This window comes from Phocaeicola sp., from assembly GCF_057861905.1.
In genome coordinates this window covers 1-17,058 of sequence record NZ_DBMACV010000074.1, presented here as the reverse complement: position 1 = coordinate 17,058, position 17,058 = coordinate 1, and the positions used below count along the sequence as shown (strand labels likewise).

Annotated in this window: 14 protein-coding genes and 1 pseudogene; 13 read left to right on the top strand and 2 right to left on the bottom strand. The window is 43.4% G+C overall.

The window, feature by feature from the left end:
- Nucleotides 1-219 precede the first annotated feature (219 nt).
- From ACZM60_RS12420 to ACZM60_RS12400, 5 genes are all read left to right on the top strand, one after another.
- On the top strand, nucleotides 220-720 hold the full coding sequence (locus tag ACZM60_RS12420) for an RNA polymerase sigma-70 factor (protein ID WP_489521657.1): 501 nt from the start codon (nucleotides 220-222) through the stop codon (nucleotides 718-720).
- Between the two features lie 72 nt (nucleotides 721-792).
- Entirely contained in the window at nucleotides 793-1,602 is an 810-nt protein-coding gene (locus ACZM60_RS12415) for a FecR family protein (protein WP_489521656.1), read from the top strand.
- The gene (locus ACZM60_RS12410; protein WP_489521655.1) at nucleotides 1,602-4,202 is read left to right on the top strand and encodes a TonB-dependent receptor; all 2,601 of its coding nucleotides are present in this window, start codon (nucleotides 1,602-1,604) and stop codon (nucleotides 4,200-4,202) included. Before ACZM60_RS12415 ends, ACZM60_RS12410 begins: the two co-directional genes overlap by 1 nt.
- Nucleotides 4,203-4,207: 5 nt before the next feature.
- Nucleotides 4,208-5,188: a DUF4249 domain-containing protein gene (locus tag ACZM60_RS12405; RefSeq protein ID WP_489521654.1), complete on the top strand. Its 981-nt coding sequence runs from the start codon at nucleotides 4,208-4,210 to the stop codon at nucleotides 5,186-5,188.
- Between the two features lie 36 nt (nucleotides 5,189-5,224).
- Nucleotides 5,225-5,848 (top strand): hypothetical protein, encoded by a 624-nt coding sequence (locus ACZM60_RS12400; protein ID WP_489521653.1) that lies wholly within the window; start codon nucleotides 5,225-5,227, stop codon nucleotides 5,846-5,848.
- Here ACZM60_RS12400 and ACZM60_RS12395 read toward each other — a convergent pair whose 3' ends face one another.
- Nucleotides 5,849-7,120: a DUF2851 family protein gene (locus ACZM60_RS12395; protein ID WP_489521652.1), complete on the bottom strand. Its 1,272-nt coding sequence runs from the start codon at nucleotides 7,118-7,120 to the stop codon at nucleotides 5,849-5,851.
- 82 nt (nucleotides 7,121-7,202) lie between these two features.
- Between ACZM60_RS12395 and dapB the strand changes: the two genes are divergently transcribed.
- The 8 genes from dapB (at nucleotide 7,203) to secDF (ending at nucleotide 16,927) form a co-directional block, all read left to right on the top strand.
- Nucleotides 7,203-7,958, top strand: a complete 756-nt coding sequence (dapB, locus tag ACZM60_RS12390) for a 4-hydroxy-tetrahydrodipicolinate reductase (RefSeq protein WP_489521651.1) — start codon at nucleotides 7,203-7,205, stop codon at nucleotides 7,956-7,958.
- Between the two features lie 3 nt (nucleotides 7,959-7,961).
- Nucleotides 7,962-9,386 carry a S26 family signal peptidase gene (locus ACZM60_RS12385; RefSeq protein ID WP_489521650.1) on the top strand — a complete coding sequence of 475 codons (1,425 nt, stop codon included), beginning with the start codon at nucleotides 7,962-7,964 and terminating at the stop codon, nucleotides 9,384-9,386.
- Between the two features lie 25 nt (nucleotides 9,387-9,411).
- A complete protein-coding gene (lepB, locus tag ACZM60_RS12380) occupies nucleotides 9,412-10,323 on the top strand; it encodes a signal peptidase I (RefSeq protein WP_489521658.1) in 912 nt (303 codons plus the stop codon).
- Between the two features lies 1 nt (nucleotide 10,324).
- Nucleotides 10,325-10,969: a WbqC family protein gene (locus tag ACZM60_RS12375; protein WP_489521649.1), complete on the top strand. Its 645-nt coding sequence runs from the start codon at nucleotides 10,325-10,327 to the stop codon at nucleotides 10,967-10,969.
- Between the two features lie 12 nt (nucleotides 10,970-10,981).
- Nucleotides 10,982-11,659 carry a rhomboid family intramembrane serine protease gene (locus tag ACZM60_RS12370; protein WP_340319569.1) on the top strand — a complete coding sequence of 226 codons (678 nt, stop codon included), beginning with the start codon at nucleotides 10,982-10,984 and terminating at the stop codon, nucleotides 11,657-11,659.
- The gene (locus tag ACZM60_RS12365) at nucleotides 11,631-12,527 is read left to right on the top strand and encodes a rhomboid family intramembrane serine protease (RefSeq protein WP_021971194.1); all 897 of its coding nucleotides are present in this window, start codon (nucleotides 11,631-11,633) and stop codon (nucleotides 12,525-12,527) included. Before ACZM60_RS12370 ends, ACZM60_RS12365 begins: the two co-directional genes overlap by 29 nt.
- Nucleotides 12,528-12,595: 68 nt before the next feature.
- Nucleotides 12,596-13,678, top strand: a complete 1,083-nt coding sequence (locus tag ACZM60_RS12360; protein WP_489521648.1) for an endonuclease/exonuclease/phosphatase family protein — start codon at nucleotides 12,596-12,598, stop codon at nucleotides 13,676-13,678.
- 267 nt (nucleotides 13,679-13,945) lie between these two features.
- Nucleotides 13,946-16,927 (top strand): protein translocase subunit SecDF, encoded by a 2,982-nt coding sequence (gene secDF / locus ACZM60_RS12355; RefSeq protein ID WP_489521647.1) that lies wholly within the window; start codon nucleotides 13,946-13,948, stop codon nucleotides 16,925-16,927.
- On the opposite strand, the pseudogene ACZM60_RS12350 reads toward secDF, so the two are convergent.
- Nucleotides 16,850-17,058, bottom strand: a pseudogene (locus ACZM60_RS12350) (hypothetical protein); the annotation flags it as partial. The gene secDF and the pseudogene ACZM60_RS12350 sit on opposite strands and share 78 nt — an antisense overlap.

Here is a 17,058-nt window from a genome sequence, read left to right as displayed (position 1 = left end):
CTTATTGTTTCTTTGAAAACAAACCGGATGCATTGCAAGGATACTATATTGAGGACTCAAAACAACTGGCCTTATTCTAAACTTATCCCGAACTCAGGTTATCTGAGGTATCCCTGATAAATTAACTTCTTTTGGCAAATGCATCGTAGTGACTTGCCTGCGTTTGTGAGTCATTACAGAAAACCGGATTTCATAATATCAGAAATAAAAGTAAGTAATATGGACTTTGATACGTTGTTCAGATACCATTACCGACCTTTATGCTTGTATGCCATACACTATGTTCACGATATAGATGCAGCGGAAGATGTGGTACAAGAGTGCTTTTCTGTTCTGTGGGAAAAAACGGAACAGGAAGGCGGGGAGATAGCTAATGTCAGGTCGTACCTCTATACGATGGTCAGAAATCGCAGCCTTGACTGGCTGAAACAAAACAGCATGTTCGATACTAGTCTTTCTCCATCCGATCTGGAAGACAGGTTACCCGAGGAAGATGTAGAAGAACGTACGATCATGGAGGCACGTATCTGGACTGCCATCGATTCATTGCCCGACCGTTGCAGGGAAGTGTTTCTGCTGAACAAACGGGATGGCATGAAGTATAAAGACATAGCCGACAAGTTTCATATCTCCGTTCATACGGTTGATAACCATATACAGAAAGCACTTCGACTGATACGTGAGGGAGCATATAAAGTATATACTTTCTTTTTCGGCTAAAATTATTCTGTTGGCAATAGTGAATTTCAGCATTCGTACAGTCTTGTCTATGAAACTTAAAATCGAAAAAGTATGAAAGATTTAGAAGAAAAATGTCTCCGGTTCGTGCTGAAGCATTACCGTGTAAATAAACTTGACACACAGAAGGCATTGCAGACTTTTAGGCACAAACATGCTATATCCGAAAGCAAGTCAGGTTCTGGTTCGTATGTGATGGCTTTTGCGGGAATAGCAGCTGCTGTACTTTTAGTATTTGTCATAAAGATATACCTGTTTACTGATGCGAAATGGACGGAGATTACGGCATACGAGTATCCGGTCGATTGCCTGTTGCCGGATAGTTCTGCCGTAGTGCTCTATCCTCATTCTTCCATCCGTTATTGTTCCCGTGAATATTTGTCTGTCCGTCGGGATGTCCGTCTGCGAGGAAAGGCCTCGTTTAGGGTTCGTCATCATGCTGCCCGACCGTTTACGGCAAGTGGCAGATTGTCGGAAGTAAAGGTTTTAGGAACTCGTTTTCTGCTGGATGAAAGCCGGAATGATACGGCATTTGTATACGTTGAGGCAGGAAAAGTACAGTATACGGCTGTAGGGCAACCGGATGCGGTGATTCTGACACGTGGAATGAGGGCGCAGGTTATCAAAGGGCAACGGAAACCTCAAGTACTTATGCAGGGAGTACAGACACGTAAAGGTAGCTTTGTGTTCAGCAATACGCCTTTGCAAAAGGTGCTCGATGAGCTTTCCAAGTATTACAATGTCCGCCTGACGGCTGATGATACGGATAAACGGCTGACTGCCAATTTCAATTCCCGAAGTCTGGATGAAATAATCAAGATAATAGAAAAGGTGCTGAAAGTAAAAATTGAAAAGAAGAAGTGATGAGAACATTTTTCTGTGCTGTTCTGCTGTGGCTGCATGTGGCGGCAAATGCTTCGTCTGAATCCACAGAGATGACAAGAGCAATAGATACCATGCAGGAGGTATATCATGTAAGTTTTGTATACGATTCTGCTTTGGCTGATGTGATACCTTCGGGCAGACCGTTGCCCGACAAGACACTGGCGGAGAATCTGAATATTGTTTTTGGCGGGACTGGCATCAAGTGGGAAATCAAGGATGAATATGTGCTGTTGTTCAGGCAGAACAAGTATACCTTTTCGGGTTATGTCTGTCAGGATAATGGTGAATCACTGATTAATGTGACGGTGTATGACAAGACTACGCGTACCGGAACGCTAACCGATGAGCATGGCTTTTTCAGTATTACTTTACCTGAAGGGAAGCATGTACTTCGTATTTCTTATATCGGCTATGAAGAAGTGGTAAAGGAACTCGATTTGCAATCTGATTATTTTGGAACTATTTATCTGAAGGAAAGCACAACTGCACTGGCAGGTGTGGAAGTTACAGCTAATCTGAATGATCCGCTTTTTACCACTCAGACCGGAAAGGTTTCTTTTACTCCCGAATTGCTGAATACGGAATTCTCTCTGTTGAGTTCTCCGGATCTTGTCAAGTCCATTCAGAACTTGCCGGGTGTTTCTTCCGGCACGGAATTGCTTTCCGGGCTGTATGTACATGGCGGGCGGAATGATGAGAATATGTTTTTGCTGGACGGTACTCCGTTGTATCAGGTCAATCATCTGGGTGGATTGTTTTCGGCATTCAATACGGACGTGGTGAAGAATGTAGACTTCTATAAGAGTGGTTTTCCGGCGCGCTATGGAGGAAGAACGGCGTCGGTCATCGATGTTCGCACCAAAGAGGGGGACATGAAAGAATATCATGGCACTTTTTCCATCGGACTGCTGGATGGCAGGTTCCAGTTGGAAGGACCTGTCATCAAAGATAAGACTTCGTTTAGTTTTGGTATGCGAAGGAGCTGGATGGATCTGCTGACCACACCTGCCTTGTGGATAGCGAATCGAAATTTTTCGGATAAAAATATTAAGACCCGTTATGCTTTCCACGATATCAATGCTAAACTTACGCATCGTTTTTCCGATCGGAACAAGTTATCGCTCAGCGCATATTCAGCCCGCGATCTGTTCAAGTCGAGAGTGCTGCAACAATTCCCGGAAGGATATATGTTCCAGAAGTACGAGGAACGGGATGAGAATACATTCCATATCCGTTGGGGCAACTTGTCGGTCGGACTGAACTGGAACGGTCAGCTTACGCCTAAACTGTCGGGCAATGTATCACTGGTGTATGCCCGTAATCTGGCAAAGTATAGTTTCCTGTCGGACGAAAGCTATTATGAACAAGACAAGAGGGTGTCGATGGAACGGATGCAAAGAAGCAATTATTCGACGATTGATGATGTGGGTTACCGGATGGAGTTCAGTTATCGTCCGGCTGCGAGTCATCATATTCGTCTGGGTAGCAACTATTTGTTTCATTTGTATCATCCGCAGCGTATCGCTTCGCAGGATATAAGAGAAACGGCAGGGATTGCCGATACCTTGTCGTCGGCGGGTGAAGGTCGTTATCGGGGGAGTGAAATCTCTTTTTATGTGGAAGATGATATGCAGTTGACCGAAAAGCTGCGGGTAAATGCGGGTCTGCACTCTGTCTTGTATCGGGTTACGGGAGCGACTTATCATTCCTTGGAACCGAGATTGTCGGTCGGTTACCGGCTTTTCGATTGGGCTACCTTGAAGGCTTCTTATACTGAAATGAGTCAGTTTGCCCATCAGCTTTCGAACTCTTACTTGAATCTTCCTACCGACTGCTGGGTTCCTTCTACCAGTCGCATACGTCCGATGCGTTCACGTCAGGTGGCGGGAGGCATTTATATGAAGCTTCCATGGAATTTGAGCATGGACATAGAAGGCTATTTCCGTACCACCGACCGGATGCTGGAATATGATACCGGTGGTAGCCTGACACTTCCTGCCGATAATTGGGAGAAATGGGTGAGGGTAGGCAAAGGAAAATCGTATGGCTTGGAAGCCTCATTGGCGTACCGTCACGCAAAGAATGTCTTTCAGGCCAGTTATACGCTGTCGTGGAGTAAGCAGAAATTCGAAGATTTTTACCCCGACTGGTATGCCAGCAAGTTTGACAACCGTCATAAGCTGAACCTGATGTTCCGTCATAAGTTTAATAACCGTATCGATGCGTATGCAGCATGGACTTTCCGTAGTGGCGATCGGGCTACTGTGCCTATGCAGTATGTAGAAAATCCTTCTCTGCCTGGAACCGTCCAGCCGTCTGATGCGGCAGGAAGCTGGGTCTACGAAAAGCCGAACAATATTACCCTGCCAGCCTATCATCGGCTGGATGTAGGCATCAATTTCCGGCGGACTACCAAACGAGGTCTCGAACGTATCTGGAATATCAGTATTTACAATGCCTATTGCCGGATGAATGCTTTCTATACTCAAGTAGAGCGGCAGGCCGATGGTAGTTTCAGAGGCAAGGCGATAGGACTGTTTCCTGTGATTCCTTCTTTCAGTTATACTTTAAAATTCTAATAAGGATGATGGTAAAATATATTTCTTTCATGATCATACTTGGGGTATCCTTACTGTTTTCATCTTGCGTATATCATTTCGATCTGGATGAGGCGGAAGGAATCCCTAAGTTAGTCGTATACAGTTATCCCGGGAGTGGAGATACAACCGTGGTACGTCTTTCACGAAGTCTTCCAGTCACAGGCAAGGGAGAAATTGTTTCCGGTTTGACAGGGACGGATGTCCGGCTGGAAGTAAACGGTACACCTGTCGGTCTGTTGTGGACGGACAAAGCTTTACCGGGTGTTCCCGCCAAAAGTTATTATACGGTGCAGAGATACGAGGAAGGCGATCGTATCCGGCTGACAGCTTCTGCAGAAGGTTTAGAAACCGTTTCGTCTGTTACGACAATTCCCGCTCCGTTTCCTTTGAATTCTGTTCATATGGAACGAAAACCATCCGATCCTGGTACGCTTCAGTTTCAGATAAACTTTACCGATGAGGCAAGTACAGTAAACTATTATGCCGTAACGGTGAAAGAAAGAGCGAAGTACTGGAAAGATGGAGATTCACGGGTGTATTATGACAAAGAATATACTGCGTATATGGATTGGGACGATGAACCGCTCCTGAAGGTTTCAGCCGGTTTGGATGAAATTCTTATGGGCGACTATACCTATTATGAGCAGTTGTATATTTGGAGCGATGAGAAGATTCAAGGGAAGAACTACACACTTCGGTTGAACAAGACTTATATATCCGATTATGAAACCTCTATTCAGGATGAAGTTTATACAAACAGGAAACAATATAAGGTTTGTCTATATAGTTTGTCGGAAGAGTTCTATCATTATCTGAAGTCGATGAATGAACTGGTAAACAATAAATTGGGAGAATCGGAATTGGCTCCTGTACGTCCTACCTATACCAATGTAGCAAATGGACTGGGATTGGTAGGAGGTTGCCGGATGATACAAACGGAATGGATGGATAGTGTGAAAGAATAAGTTATAAGTAGTTGATTAAACATAAGAATTGATTGTATGATAAAGCGTTTGACTATACTTTTATTATTGCTTAGTGGCTGGCTGGTTACTTACGGACAGACAGGTCAGTCCTCAGGTCTGACAATTTATGGAGGAAAGGATATGGTAAGTTATGATATGGTTGCTCCATCAGCCGGGTTACCTCCTTTTGATGCCGGGAAGACTTATTTTGATTCCAGATTCTCTTTGGGTTTCGGTTATCGTTGGCGGTTGAAGCCGATTGATTCCCGATGGTTTTTCGATCTTGCGATAACGGCCGGATATCATCGTTATAAGTATGGATTAAGCTATCTCTCTCCGGACGAGCACATAACTTATGCGGGAAATGCAGGAGTTTGCAATTTGTTGTCGGTTTCTCTCTCCGGAAGTGTGGGATATTATTTGTATAAAGGATTGAATTTGTCTGTAGGGTTCGAGCCAGCTTATTATTTTTATGATAAAGATTTTGTGAATGTACCAGTGTTTGCCCGTTTGGGCTATGACTTTGGTTGCATGGAAATTGCCATACAATATAAGCGGGGAATAACCCGGAAATTCGATTTATTCCCTTTTGTGAACAACCGTTTGTATGGTTGGGAGCTGATGGTATACATACCTTTGTCTAAAAGAAAGACAAATTAATTACTCTTCTTTCTTCTTGAAATATTCATATCCGATGCGGCAGTACAAGCATTTCTTCAGGTCACAGTAATTCTTTTTGAGCTGGATCAGTGCCTGACTGTCGCCTGCATGTGAGGCTTCCAGTCCACATTCTTTCCACATGCGGATGATGTAATTGTTTTCCGGCCTCAGCTCCTCCAGCAGTTGGGTGGCACGCAGGCATAAAGCATCGTTCGACTTGTGCTTGCCGTAGGCATAGAGAAATGGAACTACCGTATTGATGATAAGCAAATCGGTTGAGCTTTGGCTGATGGTTTTGGGATGCGAAGGAGAGGGAGTACCGAACGTATAGTGTGTCAGCCAGTATTCCGATGTGCCCCCCTTCAGGAGATTGCGCAGCTCTTTCAGCGATTCCGTTTCCATCAGTTGCGAGAACAAACCTTGTGAACGGTGGTACAGGCAGGCAAGCTGTGCGATACGGATATGCGGAAAGTTGCCCGGACGCAGGCGGAGCAGGCGCCAGCGGCAGTCGGAAGAAGGTTGCAGACTGAATTTCTGCTTCAGATAATTGTATTCCTTGATCATGTTTTCCGTATACGCATCAACCGGCAACTCTTGCAAAAGGCCTGCTTGTCCGAAGAAAAAAGCCTCTATCTGAAACAGATTATCACGGTGCTTGTTGACGGCTGCCAGCGGAATATTCTTTGCCCATACTTCGAAGGCATCGCTGTTTACTCCAAATCCGAAATTGCGTGCCAGCGTAATGAAAAACACATTTTCCCAGTCGTGGTTGTATTCCTGCAAGAGTTTTTCTATTTGTTGCGTTTTGTGCTCGAAACGTTCCACCTGAAGAGTGGACAACCAGCTATGCAACAGGAAGGACGGCAGTTGGGGGATGATGCGGAAACAGGCCGGATAGCGGTCGGCACGGATCAGCTCTTCATAATTTTTCAGCAAATAAGGCGGGTAGTGCAGTTCCATTTGTGGAATCACCTCTCCATTGCTGCGTGTGGGAGTAGCGTCAATGTCCGAAGCCACGTGCAGGATAACCGAGTCGTATGTCGGATCAAGATGATGATTGTGGCGAAACCAGTCGGAAGCCTGCTGGTGTATTTCAATGTTTCCCACCCAGGTTACATCGTTTATCTTGATTTTGGCATTGAAAAAATCCGGTCCGGCATGCATGTTTGCCAGTCCCGGGTCGATGATTTCAATCGGTTGTCCGTCGGTAGTCTGCAAAGGTTTCAGTGCGAAAAGCTTGTGTTTCCACACATAGTGCAAGAGTTCTTCCATGTTAATGAGGTGTAAATGTTCGCTAAATGTAATGATTAATAACGAAAAACGTTATCTTTGTGCCTAAAATAATTTGAGATTTATGAAGATAGCATTAATAGGATATGGTAAGATGGGTAAGGAAATCGAAAAGATTGCAGTTGCCCGCGGACACGAGATTGTAAGTATTATTGATATAAACAACCGTCAGGATTTTGCTTCAGAAGCTTTTCGTTCGGCTGATGTAGCAATTGAATTTACAGCTCCTTCGGTAGCGTATGGAAACTGTCTGGAAGCTTTCAAGAATGGTGTGAAAGTGGTATCGGGCAGTACCGGCTGGATGAATGAGTACGGTGAGGAAATGCGCCGTTTGTGTGCAGAAGAAGGAAAGACCCTTTTCTGGTCGTCTAATTTCAGTCTGGGTGTGGCCATTTTCTCGGCGGTCAACAAATACCTGGCAAAGATTATGAATAACTTCCCCAATTACGATGTGTCGATGGTAGAAACACACCATATTCACAAACTGGATGCTCCGAGTGGAACAGCTATAACATTGGCTGAAGGTATTCTGGAGAACTTAGATAGAAAGAACAAATGGGTAATGGGTACACTTACGGCTCCGGATGGTACAGTCAGCGGAACAACCGAATGTGCTGCCGACGAACTGCCTATCAGCGCTATTCGTGAAGGAGAGGTTCCGGGTATTCATACCATTCGTTATGAATCGGAAGCCGATTCCATCATCATCACTCACGATGCGAAGAACCGTAAAGGATTTGCTTTGGGTGCCGTGCTGGCTGCCGAATATACGGCAAAACACGAAGGATTTTTAGGTATGAACGATTTATTTCAGTTTTAAGTTATGATACAGGCCTCACGTAAGCAGTGGATAAAGTTTGGCATCGTACTGGTGCTGTACCTGATTTTTCTGATCTGGTTGCAGAGCTGGCTGGGACTGATTGTGGTTCCTTTTATCTTCGATGCTTATATTTCAAAGAAAATTCCATGGACTTGGTGGAAGAAATCGAAAAATAAGACTGTCTTGACTGTCATGAGCTGGGTGGATGCAATTGTCTTTGCACTGGTAGCCGTGTATTTTGTCAATCTTTATTTCTTCCAGAACTACGTTATACCGTCGTCTTCACTCGAAAAATCGTTACTGGTAGGCGACTACTTGTTTGTCAGCAAGATGAGTTACGGAGCACGTATTCCGCAGACTCCACTTCACATGCCGCTTACGCAGCATACGCTTCCGATATTCAACTGCAAGTCGTATCTCGACTGGATACATTGGGACTATAAGCGTGTAGGTGGTCTGGGTAAGGTAGAATTGAATGACATTGTGGTGTTCAACTTCCCTGCGGGCGACAGCGTCGCAACAGCCGTTCCTGCCGAAGACTTGTATCGCTTGAGCTATCAGGCTGGGCAGCAGCTTTCGCAGCCGGTAGATATGTCGCGTCTGACACTGGAGCAGCAGCGTCAGGTGTACGATTTCTATTATCAGGCGGGACGTAAGTATATCGATGAGAATCCGCAGACTTACGGTAAGATTATTACACGTCCGGTCGACCGTCGTGAGAATTATGTAAAACGCTGTGTCGGATTGCCCGGACAAACGTTGCAGATAAAGAACCGTATTATCTATCTGGACGGGAAAGCCAACAAGGAACCTGATAATGTACAGTACCGTTATTTTGTGAAGACCAAGGGAATGCTTCCCGACGATTTGTGTCACGAACTGGGTATCAGTAAGGAAGACGTGATGATGTATTATACCGATGAATCGGTGTATAATATGCCGCTGACGGAGAAAGCTAAAACAGCTTTGTTGGCTCGGAAAGATTTGGTAGTGTCTATTGAGAATGTGCCCGATGACGATGCGGGAGGATTGTATCCGGTAAACAAGCTGACGGGTTGGACAGTCGATAATTATGGACCGATCTGGATTCCAAAGAAAGGCGCAACAATTGACTTGACACTGGATAACCTGCCTATGTACGAGCGTCCTATCAAGAATTATGAAGGAAACTCATTGGAAGTGAAGGATGGTAAAATCTATATCAACGGACAGGAAACTACGAAGTATACCTTCAAGATGGATTATTACTGGATGATGGGTGATAACCGGCATAATTCGGCCGATTCACGTTTCTGGGGATTTGTGCCCGAGGATCATATTGTGGGTAAGCCTATCTTTATCTGGTTATCGCTCGATCAGGACAGAGGGTGGTTCGATGGCAAGGTTCGCTGGAACCGTTTGTTTAAGTTTGTCGATTCTATAAAGTAATGAGTTATACGACTTCAGATTATTGGTGGATAATAACTGGAAAATAGGACTGAAGCTGGCGGCACTTGTCATTGTTGCCGTATGGCTGGTTAAGACTTTTCTTGTTACCTCTTGCTTTATTCCTTCGTCGGGAATGGAAAATACGCTTTATCAGGACGAAGGAGTGCTGGTGAACAAGTGGAGTTATGGTTTGCGCATGCCTTTTCCGTCATTCTTGGGTTATCACCGTATCGGAAGTTGTGAGGTAGAGAAGGGCGATATTGTACTCTTTAACGATCCGGGGGCTACTCAGCGGAATAAACGGCTTGAGTGGCGCAGAGTCTTTATCAGCCGCTGTATCGGCACGCCGGGCGATACACTCATGCTGAACCGGGAAATGATAGACAGCGGCGATGAAGTGCTGAGTCCTGATAGTAAATCGTTGTATGTATATCCTTCATCAAAAGAAGATCTGATGCGTGTGATTCTGGATGCAGTAGGGCTGAAGGATAATTCATTGGTGGGATATACTGAAGATGGAAGTTATATTCGTAGTTTCAGCCATTATGAATTTTATCTGGTGTCGCAGAAAGCAGGACAACGGATTGATTTCGTATCATTGAATAGCAAGCTCTCACGGGAAGTACATCCTTATGTTGTGCCTCGAAAGGGAAGGCCTGTAAAGGTGTATCCGTGGAATGTTGTCTTGCTGTGTAATACAATTGTTTCGCACGAAGGAAAGCAGGCTGGCGTGCGGGGCGATACATTATGGGTAGAAGGAAAGCCTGTCAGTTCGTTTACGTTCAGCAAGGATTATTATTGGATGGCGTCGAATGATCCTGTCAACTTGTGTGACTCGCGATTGTTTGGCTTTGTGCCCGAAGATCATATTATCGGTAAGGCATGGCGGATCTGGTATGCTTCTCGCAAAGAACGTTTTTTTCAACGCATACAGTAAAATGAAGAAAGAAGTGATACTTGGATCGGCGTATCTTGCGCCGGTAGAATATTATACAAAATTGTTTGCGTACGATACCGTACATATAGAACGGTTCGACCATTATATGAAGCAGACTTACCGTAACCGGTGTGTAATAGCTTCGGCTGGCGGTGGTCTGGCTCTTACTATTCCGACGGAAAAGAGTGAGGATTTGAAGTGCCTGATGAAAGATGTACGCATTTCCGACCATGGCAACTGGCGGCATGTGCACTGGAATGCTTTTGTGGCGGCTTACAAACAGAGCCCTTTCTTCGATTATTATGCCGATGAGTTTCATCGTTTTTTTGAGCAGAAATACGAATTTTTGTTCGATTTCAACTTGGAATTATGCAACTGGATTTGCGAACAGATAGACCTTCATCCGCATTTGTTGCCTACTGATGATTATATAACGTCTTCTGATGATTCGGATGACTTCCGCGAGCTGATTCATCCTAAAAAACTTTATGCTGAATGTGATCCGGAATTCTTGCCCAAACCTTATTATCAGGTGTTCGATCAGAAAAACGATTTTTTACCTAACCTCAGCATTATGGATTTGTTATTTAACATGGGACCTGAAAGTTTGTTGGTTCTGCGTGATAGTATTGTAACACATGAATAAAGTAATATATATATGAATACGATTCCTACAGTAACAAAAAATTTGTTGATTATTAATGTATTGTGTTTCTTCGGCACAATCGTAGCACGACGCTATGGCATCGATGTGGAGAACTTGCTGGGATTGCATTTCTTCCTTGCGTCCGATTTTAATCCGGCACAGCTCATTACGTATATGTTTATGCATGCCAATTTCCAGCATATCTTTTTTAATATGTTTGCTGTGTGGATGTTTGGCCGGGTACTTGAACAAGTATGGGGACCAAAACGTTTTTTATTTTACTATATCTTATGTGGAATAGGAGCCGGGCTGATACAGGAGGCTGTGCAATATACGGAGTATCTGGTTAGCTGGTCCCATTACGATGGGGTAGATACCGGCATGGGAGTTATACCGATGAGTGAGTTTCTGAATCGCTTGAATACGGTTGGAGCTTCGGGTGCCGTATATGCTATTTTGTTGGCTTTCGGTATGTTGTTTCCTAATAGCCAGATGTTTATTTTCCCTTTACCAATGCCAATCAAGGCTAAATATTTTGTTATTGGATATGCGGCATTGGAACTGCTTCTGGGTTTGGCAGGAAGCGATGGTGTAGCTCATTTTGCTCACCTGGGTGGTATGCTTTTCGGTTTGATATTGATTATTTATTGGAGAAAGAAAAATGGCGGCGGACAGCAGATTTATTACTAATTTGAGGGACAGCTTCAGGCGGGGAGATATTGTAACCCGGTTGCTGTATATCAATATAGGAGTCTTTCTGATTGTTACACTGGTAAACATTGCGTTAACCTTGTTCAATCAGCCGGTTGGGTTATGGACTAATTACCTGGAGTTTCCTGCTTGGTGGGAGCGATTCCTCCGGCAGCCTTGGTCGTTGTTTACCTATATGTTTATGCATGCTGGCGTATTGCATATTTTATTCAATATGCTATGGCTGTACTGGTTTGGCCGTTTGTTCTTACAATTCTTTTCTGCGAAGCATTTGCGGGGATTATATGTGCTGGGAGGCATCGTTGGTGGTTTGGCCTATATGGTTGCATACAATCTGTTTCCTTATTTTGCAGATGCGGTATATTCTTCTTATTTGTTAGGAGCTTCGGCATCTGTGCTTGCCATTGTGATAGCGGTGGGAGTACGTGAGCCCAATTATCCCATTCAGCTGATGTTTATCGGAACGGTGAAATTGAAGCATGTCGCTATATTTATGTTGCTGTTGGATTTGCTGTTCATGACTTCAGGAAACGCCGGCGGACATATTGCTCATCTGGGAGGTGCTTTGGCGGGTTGGTGGTTTGCGGCTGGATTACAAAAAGGTCATGATGCTACCAAGTGGATAAACAAGGTGCTTGATTTCTTTTCGGGCAGTTGGAAGTCCTCATCTCGAAAGCCCAAGATGAAAGTGCATTATAGTGATAAGCAGAAAGACTATGATTTCAATGCAAGAAAAAAAGAGCGTACAGAAGAGATAGACCGTATTTTGGATAAGCTTCGTAAATCAGGCTATAATAGTTTGACGGATGCAGAAAAGAAAAGTCTGTTTGATGCAAGTAAAAAATAAGAGTGACAATTCTTGCATCTGCGGTAGCGTGCGCATGTAAGTAAGGGTAATATTAAATAATTACGAATATGAAAAGAGTTGGAAGTTTGATTCGGTGGGTATTGTTTACCTTAAACATACTGGTTGCCATTGGTTTCCTGATAAGTGCCTACAGTCCATATATTTCTCCGGTCAGACATCCATTATGGGCATGTGCAGGCTTGTTTTTTCCTTTTCTGTTGCTTGCAAACTTTCTTTGTCTTTTAGCTTGGATTTGCATCAAGTGGCAGTATGCGCTATTTCCTTTACTGGTATTTATCATTGGCTGGGATAGTGTATGGACTTATTGTCCGTTAGGTACCGAAAAAGAACCGGAAGGTGGGGAGGTTATCAAGTTGCTGACTTACAATACGAGAGATATTGCTTCTGGTAAAGATTACGATAAAGAGCAAGGAAATCCTGTTCTTAATTATCTTAAGGAGAGTGATGCGGATATTATTTGTTTGCAAGAATTTGCATCTAATTGGAAAGTAAATCAAAAAGAAATTGATCGGGCTTTGGCTACTTATCCTTATCATAGAATGGTACGGGTTAAGGGAGGAAGTGGGCTATCATGTTATTCTCGTTATCCTATTTTATCGGCACAGTGCTTGGATTATTCGAGTAAATTTAACGGGAGTGTATTATATCGTTTGAAATTAGGAAAAGATACTTTACTCCTGCTAAATAACCATCTTGAATCTAATAAGCTTGATGCTCATGATAAAGTTGTATATAATGATATATTGAAGTCTCCACGTGAAGAAAACGTAAAAAATGGCGGACGATATTTGTTGCATAAATTAGCTGAAGCTGTGTCTATACGTGCACCTCAAGCCGATTCTGTAGCTCACGCTATAGCCGGCAATCGTACTCGTTATATGCTGGTTTGTGGTGATTTTAATGATTCTCCTATTTCTTATGCTCATCGAGTAATCGGACAAGGGTTGAATGATGTGTATGCGGAAGCGGCTTCAGGCCCTGGGTTTACGTATAACGAGAATCATTTCTATTTTCGTATCGACCATATATTTGCCAGCGATGGTTTTCGCGTCTTGAAATGTAAAGTTGATCGTTCTATCAAGGCATCCGACCATTATCCGGTATGGTGCCTGTTGGAAAAAAAAGAATAATGGAAATCCGGGAATAAACTTCTCGGATTTTTTTGTGCCTATTCCTTATAAAGTAAAGATTTCTTGTAAAGATACTCCTTTTAGTCGTTTGGTAAACAGCGGTAAACCAAATTTCTCAGTCGATATAAATGCGACAAATAGTTGTTTTTTACGCTTTAAAACTTAAATATTTAGAAACCTTTCCCTTTGTGAATGAAAAAAAAACTATATTTGCAACCTTGAATAAACGTATATTAATTAAAAAGTAAATATATAAATTAAAGTAACATGCAAAACAAAGGATTCGTAAAGGTTTTTGCGATATTGCTGACCCTTGTATGTGTGTTCTATCTTTCGTTCTCTTTTGTAACCCGCTATCATATGAAAAAGGCGGCAGAGGATCCGAAAGGGGAAACTCACTACCTTGATTCAGTACAGAATGAAAAGGTATGGTTGGGCAGTTATACGCTGAAACAGTGTCGTGAGATGGAAATCGGATTGGGACTTGACCTGAAAGGCGGTATGAATGTCATTTTGGAAGTTTCAGTACCAGATGTTGTAAAAGCTTTGGCTGACAACAAGACTGATGAAGCATTCAACAAGGCTTTGGCTGAGGCTGCTAAACAACAAGTTACCAGTCAGGATGATTTCATCACAATTTTCGTTCGTGAATACAAGAAGCTGGCTCCTAATGCCAGTCTCGCAGAGCTATTCGCAACTCAGCAATTAAAAGATAAAGTGACTACACGTAGCACAGATGCAGAAGTAGAAGCAGTACTGCGCGAGGAAGTAAAAGCTGCGGTAGACAATTCTTATAATGTCTTGCGTACTCGTATCGACCGTTTTGGTGTAGCTCAGCCTAATATCCAGACATTGGAAGGTAAAATGGGACGTATCATGGTGGAACTGCCGGGTATCAAAGAACCTGAACGTGTAAGAAAATTGCTTCAGGGTTCTGCTAACCTTGAATTCTGGGAAACCTTTGAAGCTAAGGAAATTGTTCCGGTATTGGCTTCGGCCGACAGTCGTGCACGTGAATTGCTGAATGCTACAGCTACTGATTCTGTAAAGACAGATACGGTTGCTACTGCTCAGCCTGCTGTTTCAGCAAAAGATAGCCTGGCTGCAGCTTTGAAAGGTGAAAGTACTACAACGGCTACTGCTAATATAGAACAAGTTAAGAAAGAACATCCGTTGCTTTCTGTTCTTCAGTTGAATCAGAATGGTGTAGGTGCGGTTGTTGCTTATGCAGACCGTAATGATACAGCAGAAGTTAATCGTATTCTGAATATGCCGGAAATACAGAAGCAGATGCCTCGTGACTTAAAGTTGATGTGGGGTGTTGCTGCTGCTGATTTTGATAAGAGTGGACGTATTTTTGAATTGTATGCTATCAAGTCAACAGAACGTAACGGACGTGCTCCGTTGGAAGGTGATGTCGTAACTGATGCAAAAGACTCTTACGACCAGTACAACAAGCCTTGTGTAAGCATGTCAATGAATACTGAAGGTGCTCGTCGTTGGGCTACTTTGACTAAGCAGAATATTGGTAAGTCTATTGCTATTGCATTGGATGGATATGTATATAGTGCTCCGCGTGTAAATAGTGAAATCACAGGTGGACAGTCTGAAATTTCTGGTAGCTTTACTCCGGAACAGACCAAAGACTTGGCTAACGTGTTGGAATCTGGTAAGATGCCGGCGCCGGCACGCATCGTTCAGGAAGATATCGTAGGTCCGTCACTGGGTCAGGAATCTATCAACCAGGGTATTGTTTCGTTTATCGTCGCACTGGTTGTCCTGATGATTTACATGTGCGTGATGTATGGATTTATTCCGGGTATGATTGCTAACTGCGCATTGTTCGTCAACTTCTTCTTTACGTTGGGTATTCTCTCCTCTTTCCAGGCCGCATTGACCATGTCTGGTATTGCCGGTATGGTATTGTCACTGGGTATGGCAGTGGATGCGAACGTGTTGATTTATGAACGTACAAAGGAAGAGTTGAGAGCTGGTAAGGGTACTAAGCAGGCATTGTCTGAAGGTTACTCGAATGCGTTCTCTGCTATCTTCGACTCTAACTTGACATCTATTATCACAGGTATTATCCTGTTTAACTTTGGTACAGGTCCTATCCGTGGTTTTGCCACTACATTGATTATCGGTATCCTCTGCTCGTTCTTTACTGCCGTATTCTTGACTCGTTTGGTTTACGAACACTATATGAATAAAGACAAGTGGTTGAACTTGACCTTTACTACAAGTATTTCGAAGAACCTGATGCAGAATGTACATTATAACTTTATGGGTGTTACTAAACGTTCTTTCATGATTTGGGGCGCTGTAATCGTTATATGTATCATTTCGTTCTTCGTTCGTGGCTTGGCACAGAGTATTGACTTTACTGGTGGACGTAACTTCGTGGTACAGTTCGAACAGCCGGTACAGCCGGAAACCGTACGTGATTTGCTTCAGCCTAAAGTTGGTGATGCGAACGTACAGGCTATCGCATTGGGTACAGATGGTAAGACTATCCGTGTAACAACCAACTATCGTATCGAAGAAGATTCTCCTACAATCGATGCTGAAATCGAAGAGTTCTTGTACAATGCCTTGAAGGAAGGTAACCTGCTGGGTAAAGGAACTACTCTTGAAATCTTTATCGACCGCGATAACCGTGTAGGTGGTTCAATCATCAGCTCACAGAAAGTTGGTCCAAGTATCGCTGATGATATCAAGACTTCAGCTGTCTGGTCAGTTGTTTTGGCACTGATTGCAATCGGTTTGTATATCTTGATCCGTTTCCGTAACATTGCCTACAGTGTGGGTGCTACAGTGGCATTGGTTGTCGATACTGTATTGATTATCGGTATGTATTCTCTTTGGTATGGTATTTTACCGTTCTCATTGGAAATCGACCAGACGTTTATCGGTGCAATCTTGACGGCCATCGGTTATTCAATCAACGATAAGGTGGTTATCTTCGACCGTGTGCGTGAGTTCTTCCACCTGTATCCGAAACGTGACCGTGCAAAACTGTTCAACGATTCATTGAACACTACTTTGGCTCGTACTATCAATACTTCATTTAGTACATTGATTGTATTGTTAAGTATCATTATCCTGGGTGGTGACAGTATCCGTAGCTTTGCTTTCGCAATGATTCTGGGTGTTGTTGTTGGTACATTGTCTTCATTGTTCGTTGCAGCTCCGGTTGCTTATCTGACAATGGGACATAAGATGAAAGATACAGAAGGCGCAGAAGCATAATGCGTTTTTTAAAATATTTTTTTGAATAATAGGAAGGTGTGTCAAAAAGCACACCTTCTTTTTTAGCACAAAGCCCCGACTTTCACAAGCTGGGGCTTTGTTATTACCTAAAGATTTTGTATCTTTAAGCA